The organism is Streptomyces sp. ISL-99, assembly GCF_018614005.1.
In the GTDB taxonomy this organism is placed as follows: domain Bacteria; phylum Actinomycetota; class Actinomycetes; order Streptomycetales; family Streptomycetaceae; genus Streptomyces; species Streptomyces flavidovirens.
Window position 1 is genome coordinate 134,783 of the sequence record NZ_JAGGPC010000043.1, and the last position, 15,129, is coordinate 149,911.

Annotated in this window: 12 protein-coding genes; 9 read left to right on the top strand and 3 right to left on the bottom strand. The window is 71.2% G+C overall.

The genetic code is table 11. The annotated features are described in order from the left end of the window. Window positions 1-5: 5 nt before the first annotated feature. From J7E91_RS25775 to J7E91_RS25800, 6 genes are read left to right on the top strand one after another with little or no spacing between them, the layout of a single operon-like run. Window positions 6-725, top strand: coding sequence for a bifunctional 2-polyprenyl-6-hydroxyphenol methylase/3-demethylubiquinol 3-O-methyltransferase UbiG (locus J7E91_RS25775; protein WP_214908703.1), 720 nt, complete (start codon window positions 6-8; stop codon window positions 723-725). Next, a complete protein-coding gene (locus tag J7E91_RS25780) occupies window positions 722-5,071 on the top strand; it encodes an alpha-(1->3)-arabinofuranosyltransferase family protein (protein ID WP_214908778.1) in 4,350 nt (1,449 codons plus the stop codon). Before J7E91_RS25775 ends, J7E91_RS25780 begins: the two co-directional genes overlap by 4 nt. Continuing rightward, window positions 5,068-6,402, top strand: a complete 1,335-nt coding sequence (locus tag J7E91_RS25785; RefSeq protein WP_214908705.1) for a condensation protein — start codon at window positions 5,068-5,070, stop codon at window positions 6,400-6,402. Before J7E91_RS25780 ends, J7E91_RS25785 begins: the two co-directional genes overlap by 4 nt. After that, entirely contained in the window at window positions 6,399-7,193 is a 795-nt protein-coding gene (locus tag J7E91_RS25790; RefSeq protein WP_214908706.1) for a bifunctional 2-polyprenyl-6-hydroxyphenol methylase/3-demethylubiquinol 3-O-methyltransferase UbiG, read from the top strand. The genes J7E91_RS25785 and J7E91_RS25790 overlap by 4 nt, the downstream gene beginning before the upstream one ends. A gap of 5 nt (window positions 7,194-7,198) precedes the next feature. Further along, complete coding sequence (locus J7E91_RS25795) at window positions 7,199-8,131, top strand: hypothetical protein (protein WP_214908707.1); 933 nt, start codon at window positions 7,199-7,201, stop codon at window positions 8,129-8,131. After that, window positions 8,118-8,321 carry a Trm112 family protein gene (locus tag J7E91_RS25800; RefSeq protein WP_214908708.1) on the top strand — a complete coding sequence of 68 codons (204 nt, stop codon included), beginning with the start codon at window positions 8,118-8,120 and terminating at the stop codon, window positions 8,319-8,321. The genes J7E91_RS25795 and J7E91_RS25800 overlap by 14 nt, the downstream gene beginning before the upstream one ends. Before the next feature lie 31 nt (window positions 8,322-8,352). On the opposite strand, the gene J7E91_RS25805 is transcribed toward J7E91_RS25800, so the two are convergent. Beyond that, a complete protein-coding gene (locus tag J7E91_RS25805) occupies window positions 8,353-9,336 on the bottom strand; it encodes a fibronectin type III domain-containing protein (protein ID WP_214908709.1) in 984 nt (327 codons plus the stop codon). A 137-nt stretch (window positions 9,337-9,473) separates the two neighbouring features. Here J7E91_RS25805 and J7E91_RS25810 point away from each other — a divergent pair, with 137 nt between their 5' ends. Beyond that, window positions 9,474-10,184, top strand: a complete 711-nt coding sequence (locus tag J7E91_RS25810) for a hypothetical protein (protein ID WP_214908710.1) — start codon at window positions 9,474-9,476, stop codon at window positions 10,182-10,184. A gap of 102 nt (window positions 10,185-10,286) precedes the next feature. On the opposite strand, the gene J7E91_RS25815 is transcribed toward J7E91_RS25810, so the two are convergent. Further along, on the bottom strand, window positions 10,287-10,973 hold the full coding sequence (locus tag J7E91_RS25815; RefSeq protein ID WP_214908711.1) for an alpha/beta fold hydrolase: 687 nt from the start codon (window positions 10,971-10,973) through the stop codon (window positions 10,287-10,289). 190 nt (window positions 10,974-11,163) lie between these two features. Between J7E91_RS25815 and J7E91_RS36235 the strand changes: the two genes are divergently transcribed. Next, window positions 11,164-11,553 carry a lasso peptide biosynthesis protein gene (locus J7E91_RS36235; RefSeq protein ID WP_214908712.1) on the top strand — a complete coding sequence of 130 codons (390 nt, stop codon included), beginning with the start codon at window positions 11,164-11,166 and terminating at the stop codon, window positions 11,551-11,553. Beyond that, window positions 11,550-13,361, top strand: coding sequence for an actinodefensin-associated protein B (gene adfB, locus J7E91_RS25825; RefSeq protein WP_214908713.1), 1,812 nt, complete (start codon window positions 11,550-11,552; stop codon window positions 13,359-13,361). The genes J7E91_RS36235 and adfB overlap by 4 nt, the downstream gene beginning before the upstream one ends. A gap of 178 nt (window positions 13,362-13,539) precedes the next feature. On the opposite strand, the gene J7E91_RS25830 is transcribed toward adfB, so the two are convergent. After that, window positions 13,540-14,979: a nucleobase:cation symporter-2 family protein gene (locus J7E91_RS25830; protein ID WP_308377099.1), complete on the bottom strand. Its 1,440-nt coding sequence runs from the start codon at window positions 14,977-14,979 to the stop codon at window positions 13,540-13,542. Window positions 14,980-15,129: the final 150 nt, after the last annotated feature.

The following is a 15,129-nucleotide window of genomic DNA, read 5'->3' on the forward strand; positions in this document are numbered from 1 at the left end:
CACCGGTGAAGGACCCCTCCCTCCGCAGGTCCGTCACCCTCTTCCGGGCCTTCCTGCACGAGCAGTCCGACCCCGACGCGTGCTACTCACTGCTGGCCCGTGACGCGGCCGACCAACTGGAGCGGTACGGTCCGCTGGCCAACCGGACCGTCGTCGACATCGGCGGCGGCAGCGGCCACTTCACGGAGGAGTTCCGCAGGCGCGGCGCGCACAGCTTCCTCTTCGAACCGGACGTACGGGAACTGCGGGACCGCGCCCCCGAAGGCACGGTGGTCGCCGACGGCTATCTGCTCCCCCTGGCGGACGGCGCGGCGGACATCTGCTTCTCCTCCAACGTCCTGGAGCACGTCGAGGACCCGCGGACCTTCGTCAGTGAGCTGGTACGCGTCACCGCACCGGGCGGCCTGATCTACGTCGCGTTCACCAACTGGTACTCCCCGTGGGGCGGCCACGAGTGGGCGCCGTGGCACTACCTGGGGGCGGAACGGGCCCGCCGCCGCTACGAACGCCGCACCGGCCGCAGGGCCAAGCACACCCTGGGCGAGAACCTCTTCCGCATCCACGTCGGCACCACCCTGCGCCAGGTACGTTCCCGCACCGATGTCGAGCTGGTCACAGCCCGCGCCCGCTACTGGCCGTTCCTCCCAGCCGTCGTACCGAAAATCCCTGTGCTGCGTGAGTTCGCCACCTGGAATCTCCTACTCATCCTCCGGCGGTGTCCATGACGACGACCCTCCAGTCACCTCCCAGGACACCACCCGCCCCCGGCCCGCACCGGGAACCGCGCTCACGCCACTGGCTGCTGGGCTTCTGGGCGGCGACCCTCGTCGCCTTCCTGGCGGCGTCGCCGGGCAGGATGACGTTCGAGACGAAACTCGGCGTGGCACTGGACCCGTTCAGGTTCCTCTCCGACCTGGGCGAGCTGTGGCACAGCAGGACGGGCTTCGGCGGAATCTTCGACCAGTACATCGGTTACGCGTTCCCGATGCTGCCGTTCTACGCACTGGCCGACCTGGCGCACCTGCCGGTCTGGCTGGCGGAACGCCTGTGGCTCTCGATCGTCGTCACCACCGCCTTCTGGGGCGCGCTGCGCCTGGCCGAGCGCCTGCGCGTCGGCTCGCCCGCGACCCGCCTCCTGGGAGCGGCGGCGTACGCCCTGTGGCCGACGTACACGATCGTCATCGGCTCGACGTCGGCGGCCGCACTGCCGGGAGCGCTCCTCCCCTGGGTCCTGCTGCCGCTCACGAACCCCCACACCGCCCCCCGCGTCGCCGCACTCCGCTCCGCGCTCCTGATCCCGTGCATGGGCGGCGTGAACGCGGCCTCGACGCTGGCGGCCCTCCTCCCCGTGGCGCTCTACCTCCTCAGCCGGCCCCCCACACCCCGCCGGCGCGCACTGATCGCGTGGTGGGTGCCAGGGGTGCTGCTGGCCACCGCCTGGTGGGTGGTCCCCCTTCTTCTCCTCGGCATATACGGCGAGAATTTCCTCCCGTACGTAGAACAGTCCGAAACGACCACAGCGACCATGTCCGCCACGGAGCTGCTGCGCGGCGCGGGCAACTGGACGGCGTACCTGAACTTCGGCGAGGCGTGGCTGCCGGCGGGCTGGACGGTCGCCACGGCGGCCCCCGCCATCCTCGGCTCGGCCTTCGCCGCCGCGCTCGGCCTGGCGGGCCTGGCCCGCCGGGACATCCCGGAGCGGCGCTGGCTGCTCCTCACCACGCTCTCCATCGCGACGATCACCCTCGCCGGATACGGCGGCCCCTTGGGCGGACCCTTCCATTCCACCGTCCAGGACTGGCTGAACGGCCCGCTGGTCCCCTTCCGCAACATCTACAAGTTCCAGCCGGGCCTGGCCCTCGCCCTGGCCCTGGGCCTGACGCACCTGACAGCAGCGGCCACCCGCCCGTCCCGCCGCCTGGCGCCCCTCCTCACCACCCTGCTCGTCCTCCCCGCGCTCGCCCTCCCTTACCTCAACGGAAACATCCTGCAACCAGGTTCCTTCGACAAGCTCCCCGCCCACTGGGAAGCGACGGCCGACTGGCTGAAGAAGTACTCGCCCGACAGCCGCGCCCTCGTGGTCCCGGCCACGGCGCACGGGATCTACACCTGGGGTTCCCCCATCGACCAGCCGCTCGACGTGCTCGCCGAATCCCGCTGGGCGCAGCGCGACTATGTGCCGTTCGGCACGCCCGGCAACCGCCGGGCGATGGACGCGGTGGAACAAGCACTCACCACCGGAGCACAAGTCCCCGGCCTGAGCGACTACTTGAGCCGCGCGGGCCTGCACTACGTCGTCGTACGCAACGACCTCGACCCGGACCAACTGGGCTACGTGCCCCCGCAGACCGTGAAGCGCACGCTGGAGGAGTCCGGCTACCGCCGTGTCACCGGCTTCGGCCCGGTGCTCACAGGCGGCCGCATCCCGGACGACACCCCCGTACAGGTGGAGGGCCTCTACCCAAGGCAAAAAGCAATAGAGATCTACGAGCCGCCCCCCACCACCACGCGCCCCACCAGAGCAGACATCGCCCCGGTCGCGGACACCGCGCGGGTCAGCGGCGGTCCGGAGTCCCTCCTCCGTCTCTCCGCCGACCCCACGATGCGCAAGCGTCCCGCCGTACTCACCGGCGACAGCCACCCGGGCCTGGCAGACCCGGCGATACAGGCGACCAGCGACGGCCTGCGCCGCGCCGACACCCGCTTCGGCCTGGTCAACTCCAATACGTCGTACACCTACACGGCCACCGAGAAGAACCACACCGAAAGCCTCCAGGACCCGGGCCGCGCCCCCCGCCAGATCCTCCCCACCCACGACATCAAGCACCAGACCACAGCGGTCCTGCGGGGCGCGGAGTCGGTGACGGCGTCGAGCAGCGGCAACTGGCTTTTCCATCTGCCGCAGTACGACCCGGTGAACGCCTTCGACGGAAACCCCGACACGGCGTGGGCGGAAGGCAGCGCGGCAAAGCCGAAAGGCCAATGGCTGCGCATAGCCTTCACCTCCCCCACAGCACTCCCCGCCCAGATCCGTGTGACGCCGCTGCCGTCCGACGGAGTGAGGGCGGCGCCCACGGCCGTACGCGTGGAGACGGACAACGGCAGCAGGACGAGCCCCCTGCACCCCAATGGCTCACCCCAGCAGATCAACACACCCCCGGGCAAAGCCACTTACCTCAAACTCACCATCACCAGCGCCCAGCAGGGCCGTCCGGGCCTGATGGGCGCGGGCTTCACCAGCATCGACATCCCCGGCGTCCAGGTCACCCGGCTCCTGTCCCTCCCCCGGGACGCGGACCCCGACGTGATCTCCCTCCACCGGGGCAGCGACCCGGGCGGCCTCTCGCCGGTATCGGCGGAGGTGGGCCTGCACCGCCAGTTCTCGACGGCCACCGAGGGCACGTACTCACTCCAGGCGACAGCTCTCCCCGTACCGGGCGACGAACTGGACAAACTCCTCTACACCCTCGCCCCCGACCAGCGCCGCCGACTGACGGCCACTGCGGACTCGACCTCCCGCCTGGGCACGTCTCTCACCCCCCGCAACCTGGTCGACGGCGACCTCACGACGGCATGGATAGCCGGTGCCAACCCGACGCTGCACCTGCGCTGGCCGGGAAAGAAGCCCATATCCGAGATCGTCTTCGCGGCAGCCGGCGGCCTGTCCACCCGCCCGGAACAAGTGGAGATCAGCTCCCCCGACGGAGCGACGACGGCCTCGGTCGACGAGAACGGCCTGGCCCGCTTCGAACCGATCAGGACCGACCGCCTGGACATCAAGATCACCCGTTCGTCCCCCCTCACGGTCCACAACCCGGTGGCGGACGCCGAGATGCAGCTTCCCGTGGGCCTGAGTGAGGTGTACGTACCCGCACTGGACGAATTCCGGATCCCCCAGCCGGAACCAACCCGCACCTTCCAACTCCCGTGCGGCCAGGGCCCGGTCCTCGCCATGGACGGCACCCTCCACGCCACAACCGCCAAGGGCAGGCTGAGCGACCTGACAGAACGCCGCCCCATCCAGGTCTCACTCTGCGCGGGCCCTCAGCGCGACGGCAAAGCAAGCCTCTCCCCCGGCACCCACCGCGTGGAGGCCGGCGACGCGGGCCCGTTGGCCCTGACCGACATCACCCTGACCAGGAACAAGGCCACGCCCCCCGCGAAGGAGTCCCGCGAACTGACCATCCGGGACACCGCAGGCGACCGCCGCAGCCTCACCGTGGGCAAGGGCGAAGCCTCGTACCTCCAGACCTACGAGAACGCGAACGAAGGCTGGCAGGCAACCCTCAACGGCCGAAAGCTGCCGTCCGTCCGCCTGGACGGCTGGCAGCAGGGCTGGCTGATCCCGGAGGGCGCGGGCGGCGAGGTGCGCATGGAGTACAAACCGGCGCGCCTGTACGAAGCGGGCCTGATAGCCGGAGGAGTCGCCCTGCTGACCCTGACGGCACTGACCCTCTACCGCCGAAACGCAACCACAACCACGCCCACCCGCACCCCTCCCCCACCAGGACCGGTCCTGGGCCTGGCAGCCCTGACCCTGACCCTGGCCGTCACGGCGGGCCCGCTGGCCCTGCTGGTCCCGGCCCTGGCCCTGCTGGCGCACTTCCGCCACACCCTCCTGCCCCCGGTAGCCCTGCTGGCAATGGCAGCGGCGGGCATAACAGCAGCCCTCCAGCCAGGTGCCCCGCCCACGGCCTCGGAGGGCGCGTTCGGCCCCGCAGCCCAGTTCCTGGCCCTGACGGCCCTGACAGCAGCGCTGGTGACGACACGCGGCCACACCCCGCCGTCGCAATCCGAGGTGCCGGGAGGGGACGTGCCGGGGCGCCACCCGCAGGCCCAGGGCGCGCCCATCACCGCCTCGCGATCCACGGTGCCAGGAGGGGACGTGCCGGGGCGCTCCCCGCAGGGCGTTGAACGCAACCACCGCGAACGAACCAACGCAGTACCCGAACGTTCGACGCCCGAGGAGACGCCCCGGCGCGGCACCGACCCCAACGCCCCCGCAACCGCACCCCCGGAGCCCGGCACCCAGGACCAGGAAGCCCACCCCGGCGAGGAGAGAGCCAAGTGACCGCGCTTCACCATCCCGCCCGCCCCGGCAGCAGCAGCCACCCCCGCCGCGTCCCCTTCACCGTCGTGGACGAAGTCACCCGCCACTGCCTGCACCCCCGGGTGCCCGAGACGGTGCACATCGAGGTCCACCTGCCCGCCCGCCCCGACCCCGTCCGCCTGCGCACCGCCTTCAACGAGGCCCTGCGACGCCACCCCCGCATCCTGATGCGGGAGGCCCCCGGCCCCTGGTACCGACGCCGGTACGAATGGGAACTGACCCCGCACCCCGACACCGAAGTCGTCACGTTCCCACCCCCCACCACCCACGCCCTCACCCAGGCCAGGGCCCGCGCCCTCTCCCTCGCACCCCCGCTCACCCTCTCCCCACCCGTACGCCTGGAAGTCATAGACCGCGTACTCCTCCTCACCGTCAACCACACCGCCCTGGACGGCCCCGCCTGCCTCCGCGTCCTGGCCACCGCCGCCGAGATCTACGGCGGCCGGGACAACTCCCCCACCACCGCCGCCCCCACCCGCGCACCCGCGCACCCGCCCGCACCCCAGCCCACCAAGAACCGGCCCACCCCGACCCCCACCCCCACCCCCACCCCCCGTACCGGCTTCTCCCCGGTGGCACGCGTAGCCCGGGGCAAGCCCACGTCAACCGCTCCCAACGGCATCCTGACAGCCGAACTCCCCGTCCCCAGCCGCCCGCGCGACGCGCCGTACACGGTCAACGACCAGCTGATGGTGGCGACCGCCCGCATGATCGCCGCCTGGAACCGCGAGCACGGCAGCCCGCCACGTCCCATGCGGATCACGATGCCGGTGGACGACCGCTCCCGCGGCCTGGACATGCCCATAGGCAACGGCACCCGCCTGGTGGAGGTGCCGTACGCCCCCGAAGAGCTGACCCGGTCCCCCGACGTCCCGGACCTGCTGCGCCGCACGGCCGACCGCACCCGCGCCCTGAAGGCACTCCCGCGCCCCCAACTGGGCCACGCGGCCGCCCTCCTGACGGCACCGGTACTACCGGTCGCACTCCGAGCAGCATTCACCCGCACCCTGCGCCGAACGGCGGCGCCATGGACATCGACCACCCTCCTCAGCAACATCGGCCGGGTCCCGTACCCCCTGGACTTCGGTGAAGGTACGGGCCGGGCGACGGCCGTGTGGTTCTCGGCGCCCGCCCGCATGCCCCGCGGCCTCACGGTGACCACGGCGAGCACGGCGGGCCGCCTGCATCTGGCGCTGCGCTGGTCGGGCGTACTCCTCGGCGCCACGGACGGCGAACGGCTGCGGGACCTTTTCGCGGAGTACCTGGACGCCACGTCCGGAGGCGAGAAATGACGGCAACAACCCCACCCACTCCCACTCCCACCCACACCTCCACCCCCACCCACACCAACACCCAGCCCCCCACCACCCCCACCCTCCGCGACTTCTACGAGAACCCCGATGTCCCGGTAGCCTCCGGCACCCCCAGAACCCTCCGTCAGGCCCGCATCCTCGCCGCCGCCCTCCCCACCCCGGGGGCGACCGTCCTGGACATCGGCTGCGGCGACGGAACAGCCGCGGCCACCGCCGCACCGCTCCTTCGCGGCCACCGCCTCATCGGCGTCGACTGGTCCCAGGACGCACTGCGCCGAGCCTCCACGCACCTCACGCACGTAGTGAGGGGCGAACTGACAGACAACGGACTCCCCTTCGCCACAGGAGCAGCGGACGCGATCCTCTTCAGCGAGGTGATAGAGCACCTGGTGGACCCCGACAGCGCGCTGGACGAGTTACGCCGCGTCCTGGCCCCCGGCGGCCACCTCATGCTGTCGACCCCCAACCTGGCCGCCTGGTACAACCGCGCCCTACTCCTCACAGGCACCCAGCCGGTCTTCTCCGAGGTGAGCCTGCGCGCGATCCACGGCCGCCCCGGCACCGAGGTCGTGGGCCACCTACGCCTCTACACCGCCCGCGCGCTGCGCGAATTCCTGACCGCCTCGGGCTTCGACGTCGTGAGAATCACCGGCGCCCCCTTCCACGGCGTCCCCCGCCTCCTGCGCCCCCTGGACCGCCTGGTGTGCTCCGCCGCACCGACCGCGGCGTCGATCCTGCTGGCGCACGCCCGCCGCCGCGCCGGGGACTGAGCGCCATGTGGTGGGGCGTGGCGGCCGCGCTGCTGGCCAATGTCCTGTACAGCACGGGCTTTGTACTGGAGAAGCGGGCCCTGGCCGGCCTCCCGGCGCTGAACGTACGCCGCCCGGCCCGTCTCCTGCGCCATCTCCTCGGCAGTCCGCTGTGGATCGCCGGTTCACTCGCCCTGGCCGGCGGCTTCGCCGCGCAGCTCATCGTCTACCGAACCCTGCCCATGGCGGCCGCCCAGGCCCTGTTCGTCTCCGGCCTGGTCCTGCTGCTCCTCCTCTCCAAGCTCTACCTGGGCGAACGCACCACCACCCGCGAGCGCTACGCGACAGCGACAGTCCTCCTCGCGCTGCTCATGGTGGTCAGCTCCCTGCGCCACCACACGGACAGCGTCGGCCAGAGCTCCCCGGCCCCGCTGGTCCTGCTGATCAGCGCTCTCTCCCTCACGATCGGCCTGTGCCTGTACGTCGCCACAGAGCGCCGGGCGGCCCGCCGGCACCGCCTGCGCCCGCCCACCGCGGGCGTTGAATACGGAGTGGCCGTCGGCTTCGTCTACGGAGTGAGCTCCCTGGCGATCAAGGGCGTCTCCGCGCACCTCACGCCGGCCACTCTGGAGCACCCCGGCGCGGCGGCGCTCACGCTCCTGGCGAGCCCGTACCCGTACCTGCTCCTCATCACGGGAGCGACCGGCCTGCTCCTCTCCCAGACCGCACTGCAACGCTGCCGGGCGTCCCTGATCGTGCCCGTCTGCACGACGACGTCGTGCCTCTACACCGCGGTCGTCGGTACGTACGCCTTCGGCGAGTCCCTCCCCGACGACCCGCTGCGCCTGACCCTGCGCATCGCCGGCACCGCCCTCGCGGTGGTGGTCCTCCTGACCCTCACCGCCCACCAGAAGACACCCGCACCCGCCACTCCGGAGTTGAGCCGTGACCCCCGATGACCCACTGCTGAAGATCCTCGCCTGCCCTCTCGACAAGGGCCCCCTCACGCTCCTCGCGCCGGGGGACGCCCTCTACAACCCGCGCCTGCGCCGCCGTTACCCGATCGTCGACGGCATCCCCCAACTGCTCCCCTCATCGGGCGAACAGGTCCCGGAGGCCGAGCACAAGGACCTCCGGCACCTCTCGTAACCGGGCAACGATAGTTATCGGGCAGCGGAGTTCAGCGCGTCACCACAGTCCGCTGCGCCGAGAAGTCGCCCCACTTCCCGTCCGGCAGCTTCGCCCGCAGCTTGATGCTGTAGCGCGTGCCGGGCGGCTCGCTGACGGTGAAGTGGTACGTCGCCGTACCCGTCGGCGGGGTCGTGCCCCACACGATGGTCGTGACCGGCCGGCCGTTGAGGAACAACTGGTGCTCGCGTATCTCTCCCCCGCCACCGGCACGCGGCGGGGTCCACCTGAGGTCGATCCCCCATACCCCCGCCTTCCTGACGGCGGTCGCCTCCAGGTCCGCGGGTGCGGTGGAAGGCCCTTCACCGGGCCCTGAAGCGGTCGTCAGGTCTAGGGCGTTGCTGTCACCGGAGGAGTTCTCGGCGGCGTCCCGCGCCCGGACGGTGAAGGTGTAGACGGTGCCGGGCCGCAGGCCGGACACCCGGGCCGTGGTGGTGGCGCCGGGCACGCTGTGGATGCGGGTGTCCTCCTGGTAGATGTCGTACGACGTGACGGCCGTGTCGTCGGCGGCCCGCGCCCAGGACAGGCTCACCGCGCCGGTCCCCTCGACGCGCCCCCGCAGCTTCGCGGGCGTGGAAGGGGCCGTACGGTCGTCCGGCGTGGGGGCCGGGGTCGTCACCGCGGCGGCGCCGCTGGGCGCGGAGAGGTTGCCCGCGGCGTCGCGGGCGCGGACGGTGAAGGTGTAGGCGGTCGAGGGAGTGAGCCGGTCGATGTCGACCATGTGCCGCGTCCCCGTCACGGTCCTGACCTTGGCGCCCTTCTCGTACACCTCGTAGCCGGCGACCGCTTTGTTGTCCGTCGACCGGTCCCACATCACGTGGACCGACGTGGCGCTGCCCGCCTGGGCCGTCACCCCGCCCGGCGTGGAGGGTCTCTCGGTGTCGCGGTCCGGTCCGGTCACGGCACAACCCGTCACCGTCAGCACGAGCAGAGCAGCGCAGCGGGTCAACACGGCGCGAACGGTGGGGCGTTGCACGGTCCGTCCCCTCTCCCGAAGGCATTGGTCCAGACCTGTATGTCACGGGTGGTGGCGCCCGGCAAGAGTGCGCGCGAAGCCCGCTATTAGGCTGACGCCCCAGAACGGACCGGATCACGAAATAGGGGGCCGCCTGAATGGCGATCACATACAGAATGCTCGACCCCCGCAGCCACACCGCGCGCGGCCGCGACAAGTCCATCGACGTCAAGCCCGGCGCTCCGGTCATGGTCGTGGCCGACGACGGTACGCCGCAGGGCCCGCGCCCGGTGGCGTACCTGCTGCGCAATACCTCGGCCGGCGGCCCGAACGCGTACCTCCCCGGCGCCCGGGAGATCCTGCTGTTCGGTGACGACCGGTGTCGCGAGGTCGTCGCCTCGGTGACGACGGAACACGGCACGGGCTTCGGTTTCGGCGGCCCGCGCTTCGGCTACCGGGTGCTGGACCCGGACGGCACGCTGATCGGGCGCATCTCGCTGCGGCGCGGGCGGATCTTCCGGATCGGCCGTTCCCACTGGACCATGGAGCAGGCGGGCGTGCCCCCGGTGCGCGGCTCGGCGGGCCGGCTGATGTGGTGGGCGCTGTGGTGGACGGTGTTCCTGCCCGTCAACGTCGCTCTGCTCGTCGCCGCCTTCACCGGCATCGCGCAGGACCCGGTCACGACCCCGCGCCGCATCGTCTGGCGCGACAGCGCCGGCCGCGCCGTGATGTCCTTCCGGGGCCTGGCGGGCGACTACCGCGTCGTGCGGGGCGACTGGGACCCGAGGCTGGTGGCGTCGCTGGTGGCGATCCATCAGACGTACGTCTCGATCGCCATCAGCGACAGCACGGACTGGTACCACCGCTGACGATGTAGTCGTGGTGCTGCCGGGGCAGGGGGACTTCGGCATGTCGCCGACCCCGGCACGAACCGGGCGGCCCACGCGGGCGTCTGGAAGATCAGCCCGGCGTCAGCTGGTCATGAACTCGGTCACCTCGTGCGCGAACGGGCGGGGGCGCTCCTCGTGTACGTAATGGCCGGCCGGAATGGTGATCAGCCGGCAGTCGGGGATGAGCGCGGCCATGTCCGGCATCCGGTCCTGGGGCATGGAGCTGTCGGGTCCGCCAGTGATGATCATGGTCGGTGCCACGATCTCGCCGAGGGTCTCCGCCCACTCCGGATCGGGGTCGGCGAGCTGGCCCGTGATGGCCGGTACGACGGGCCAGTCGTAGTCCAGCGGCTCGGCGGGGCGTGCCACCTGCGCCGTGATGCAACCGGGGAACGGCGGCGGGGTCTCCTCAAGGACGAGCCGCTCCACGCGGTCGGAGTTGTCCTGCGCCAGCAGGCGGGCGACAACACCGCCCATGCCGTGGCCGACCACGCCGACCCGGTCCAGTTCCAGTTCGTCGAGGAAGCCCAGTACGTCGTCCCGCATGAGCTCGACGGAGTACTCGTCGGGCCAGTCGCTCTCGCCGTGCCCGCGCAGGTCGATCGCGTAGACCCGCCATTCCTCGCCGAGTGCCTGCCCGGCCTCTTCCCAGCTCGCCGACGACGAACCGAGTCCGTGCAGGAGCACGACCGGCGCCCCGTACGAGTCGCCCCAGGTCCGATAGGCCAGTCGTACGTCGCCGACATCCACTACAGAGTGCTCACTCATGCCCCCGACGCTACAGGCCGGGGCGGGGCCTTCCGACCGCGCGGGCGCTCTGGCCTCGGGAAAGGCGCCTACACGCGTCCGGGCCCCGCCACAAGAGCGTGAGCAGCGCACTCTCCGCCGGAGGCCGGGCTCCCGTGCGCCTGGTGACGGTCAGTGCAGGTGACGATACTTTTAGTGACGAGTCGACCTCGTGCGCGGCGCGCGCCGGTTCGTGGAATCCGTCAAGGGCGAGGACGGTACGTACCGCCTCGACCACTGGCCGCGCGTGCACACGCCCAGACTCCGCCGTCCCGGACGCGGCTCCCGGCGCCGGGACGCCGGTGCCGTCGTCATGCGGCTGCGGTTCGCGCAGCGTCTGACGATGGGGTTCCTCGACCCGGTGGACGACGCGCTCTTCCTGGTGGCCGGGTTGCGGCGGATGGGCATCGCCGCCTCCTTCCACCTGGGGCGCGAGATGGTCCCGGTCACGCCGCCCTCGGGTTTCTACGCGTGGGTGCAGTGCGGGGAAGCGGTGGTGAGCACGTCGCTGCCGGTACGGGAGACCTATGTCGAGGTCCATCGATCGGAGCGGGACGGATGACGCGAACCATGGCGGGAACGATGGCGGGAACAGTCGGCGCACTTGGATGTGCGGCGGCGACGCGCGACGGGGTCCGCTGCACCGGCCCGAGCCCGTGGACGGTTCCCGGCGGCGTACGGATCGAACGGCCGTCACCGGATGTGTTCCGGCTGAGCCGGGACAGCCCGGGAAGCCGGTCCGTTTATTACAGAGTCGGTTACGGACGGGTCGAGTGGGGCGAGGACCTGGGGGCGTTCCTGACGGGTGAGCCCTACCAGACGCCCGATCCGGGGCAGTTGCTCGCACTGATCCACGGAACGGTGCCCTCGCCCGACGCCACTTTGCTGCCGGGCGTGCAACGGCTGGCGGTGGGAACCGCGGTACGGGTGGACTCGGCCGGGGTCACCGTCACGCGGCAGCGGCCGGAGCCGGCCGAGCCGGGGATAGGTGTGGCCGAGGCGGTGGGGCGCGCCCTTGACGGGGTGAAAGGCGACTACGCCATCGCTTACAGCGGGGGGCTCGCCTCGGCGTTCGTCGCGGTCAGCGCTCTGGCTGCGGGGCACCGGCCCGTACTGCTGCACGCGGACTTCGGGGGCGCCTGGGGGGAGCGGCCTCCCGCCGCGCCGCCGCCGGTTCCCGGACTTGAGATCAGGTACGTCCCTGTCGATCCCGCCGAGTTGTTCGCTCACGAGCCGGTCAGCGGTCGTGAACCCGTTCCGCCCCTGCCCGACACACAGGTGCCGCTGCGGCTGATGGACCTGCTGAGCGAGAGCTGCGGACTGCCGGTGGTGAGCGGAGGGCTGCTGAAGGACCTGGCGTCGGCCAGGCTGTCCGAGGCCGATACGGGGTATCGCGGGTGGCGGCTGCTGGGCTGCGAACCCTTCCACATCACCGACACCTTGCGCGGTCTTGCCGAGGCCCGCGAACTCCTCAGCAGGAACGTGGTGTTCTCGCCGGGACCGGGGGGCCGGGAGGCGCCCGGCGAACGGCTGGTGGGCAAGCCGGCTCCACCCAGACCGGCCGGTACGGCTTCCCTGCCCGGGCTCACCCAGGAGGGTGAGGAGGCGCTCTCCTCCTCCCGGCACGGGATGCTGGCGCGGTGGAAGGACCATCTCGACTTCCTCGACCCGGTGTCGGGCCGGGTGGTCGCGGGTCTTGAGGAGCGGGGCGCGGGCGGGGCTCTGCTGCCCGCTCTGGACCCGCAGGTGATCGCGGCCGTGGCCGCGCTGCGCCCGGCCAGGCTGGGACGTATCCACCGCGGGGCCTTCCGCAACCACCTGCCGCTCGAACGCGCTGTCCGCAAGCGGCGGGTGTACGACGTCTGCCGCGCGCCGTCGGGGCACTGGCTGAGACTGGGCGCGGTCGCCCATCTGCACCGTGAGCGCGGACGCGTCCACGCCTGGCTGGAGCGGGAGAGCGCGCTGGCCGATCTCGGTGTGCTGGACGTGGGCCGGGTCCTGGCCGTCCTGCGCGACGGGCGCGAACTGGCAGAACACGCCCTTCCGATGTTGCGCCTGGTGTGGGTATGCCAATTGGCTGCGGGGACTCCGATGACCACGCCCGGGCCCGCACCCGTGTCCGTGCCGGCCGTACTGCGGCTGGCACCGGACGTGACGCTGACCCGGCTGCCGTACGGCGGATCCGTACTGCTCAACGCGGTGACGCTGGCGCTCGCCGAGTGCGGCGAACCGCAGGCCTTCGTCATCGACCGGCTGCTGGTATCCGGCCTGTCCACCGCGGACCGGGACTCGCCGCCCGCGTACCTGGCCGCCGAGCTGGTCGCCAAGGGGTGGCTGACCGTGTGCCCGGCAGCCGGGCAAGAAGGGTGAATCAGGCGTATCAGGAGGCTCGCTGATCCGTGGCACGGGCAGCGCCACCCGTCCCGAGGCCGTTCCTCGTCCCACCCGTACGCCGCGACTCGCCGCCGGGTCGGCGGCGAGTCGCGGCGAGTCGGGCAGCGTGGTCGGGATGCGTCGGCCGGGCGATCCGGACGGCCGGTGATCCGGCTCAGTGGGCGGTGGCCGGGATCTGGTCCGGGATCTCCGGCTGGGTGGGGTTCTCGTCCCCGGTGTCCTTCTTGCCCAGGTGGTTGAAGGCCAGGTTGAGGACGATGGCCACCACGCATCCGGTGCTGATGCCCGAGTCGAGTACCACCAGCAGGTCCTCCGGGAACGCGTGGTAGAAGGTCGGCGCCGCGATCGGGATGAGGCCGATACCGAGGGCGGCGGCGACGATCAGGGCGTTCTCGCCCTTCTCCAGCGCGGCCGTGGCGAGGGTTTGGATGCCGCTGGCCGCGACCGTACCGAAGAGCACGATCCCCGCGCCACCGAGTACCGGCAGCGGTACGAGGGCGATCACGGAGGCCAGGACCGGGCACAGACCGAGCAGGATCAGGATGCCGCCGCCGGTGGCGACGACGAAGCGGCTGCGGACCTTCGTCATGGCGACCAGACCGATGTTCTGCGCGAAGGCACTGCACATGAAGCCGTTGAACAGCGGGCTGATCGCGCTGCCGAGGGTGTCGGCGCGCAGGCCGCCCTCGATGGTCTTCTCGTCGGCCGGGCGGCCGACGATCTTGCCGAGGGCGAGCATGTCCGCGGTCGACTCGGTCATGCACACCAGCATCACGATGCACATGGAGATGATCGCGGCGATCTCGAACTGCGGGGCGCCGAAGTGGAAGGGGGTCGGGAAGCCCACCAGGCCGGCGTTCTTGATGGCGTCGAAGTTGGTGATGCCCACCGGGATGGCGATGAGCGTGCCCGCCACGAGACCGAGCAGGATCGCGATCTGCTGGAGGAAGCCGCGCAGGAACTTGCGCAGGGCCAGCACGATCACGAAGGTCAGGGCGGCCATGCCGATGTTGGTCATCGAGCCGTAGTCGTCGGCCTGGGAGTTGCCGCCCTGGGACCAGTTGAAGGCGACCGGCAGCAGGGAGACACCGATCAGGGTGATCACGGTGCCGGTGACGACGGGCGGGAAGAAGCGTACGAGCTTGCAGAAGTACGGGGCCGCGAAGAATCCCAGTACACCGGCGACGATGATCGCGCCGAAAATGATCGGTATCGCGTTGTCGCCCTCGCCCTTGCCGATGGCGATCATCGGAGTCACTCCGGCGAACGAGACGCCGTTGACGAAGGGAAGCTTTGCGCCGATCTTCCAGAAGCCGAGAGTCTGGAGGAGCGTGGCGATGCCCGCGGTGAAGAGGCTGGCCCCCATCAGGAAGGCCGTCTCCTTGGCGTCGAGCCCCACCGCGGGGCCGACGATCATGGGCGGGGCCACCACGCCGGCGTACATCGCGGCCACGTGCTGAAGGCCGCTGGTGAACATCTTGCCGGGCGGGAGCTTCTCGTCGACCGGGTGCTTCTGATCGGAGCCGGACGAGGATCCGGGCTGGGGGTCGGATTCGGCGGATGCATCTTTGCGAAACCTGGGCTTGGCGGCCACAGCGGTTCCTCCGGTCGTTTTACACGTCGGCGGGGACGTGGGTGTCAGGGAGGTGGTGCGGAGTGGTGCGTTGAAGCAGGTGGTGCAGACGTGCATGACGCATGGGGGGTGTGCGGATCGGCGGGGCCGTGGCCCGGTGACTCGTGTTCA

Coding starts and splice junctions, on each gene's coding strand:
- J7E91_RS25795 (WP_214908707.1), top strand. CDS start 7,199: ATGTGGTGGGGCGTGGCGGCCGCGCTGCTGGCCAATGTCCTGTACAGC.
- J7E91_RS25790 (WP_214908706.1), top strand. CDS start 6,399: ATGACGGCAACAACCCCACCCACTCCCACTCCCACCCACACCTCCACC.
- adfB (WP_214908713.1), top strand. CDS start 11,550: ATGACGCGAACCATGGCGGGAACGATGGCGGGAACAGTCGGCGCACTT.
- J7E91_RS25810 (WP_214908710.1), top strand. CDS start 9,474: ATGGCGATCACATACAGAATGCTCGACCCCCGCAGCCACACCGCGCGC.
- J7E91_RS25780 (WP_214908778.1), top strand. CDS start 722: ATGACGACGACCCTCCAGTCACCTCCCAGGACACCACCCGCCCCCGGC.
- J7E91_RS25815 (WP_214908711.1), bottom strand. CDS start 10,973: ATGAGTGAGCACTCTGTAGTGGATGTCGGCGACGTACGACTGGCCTAT.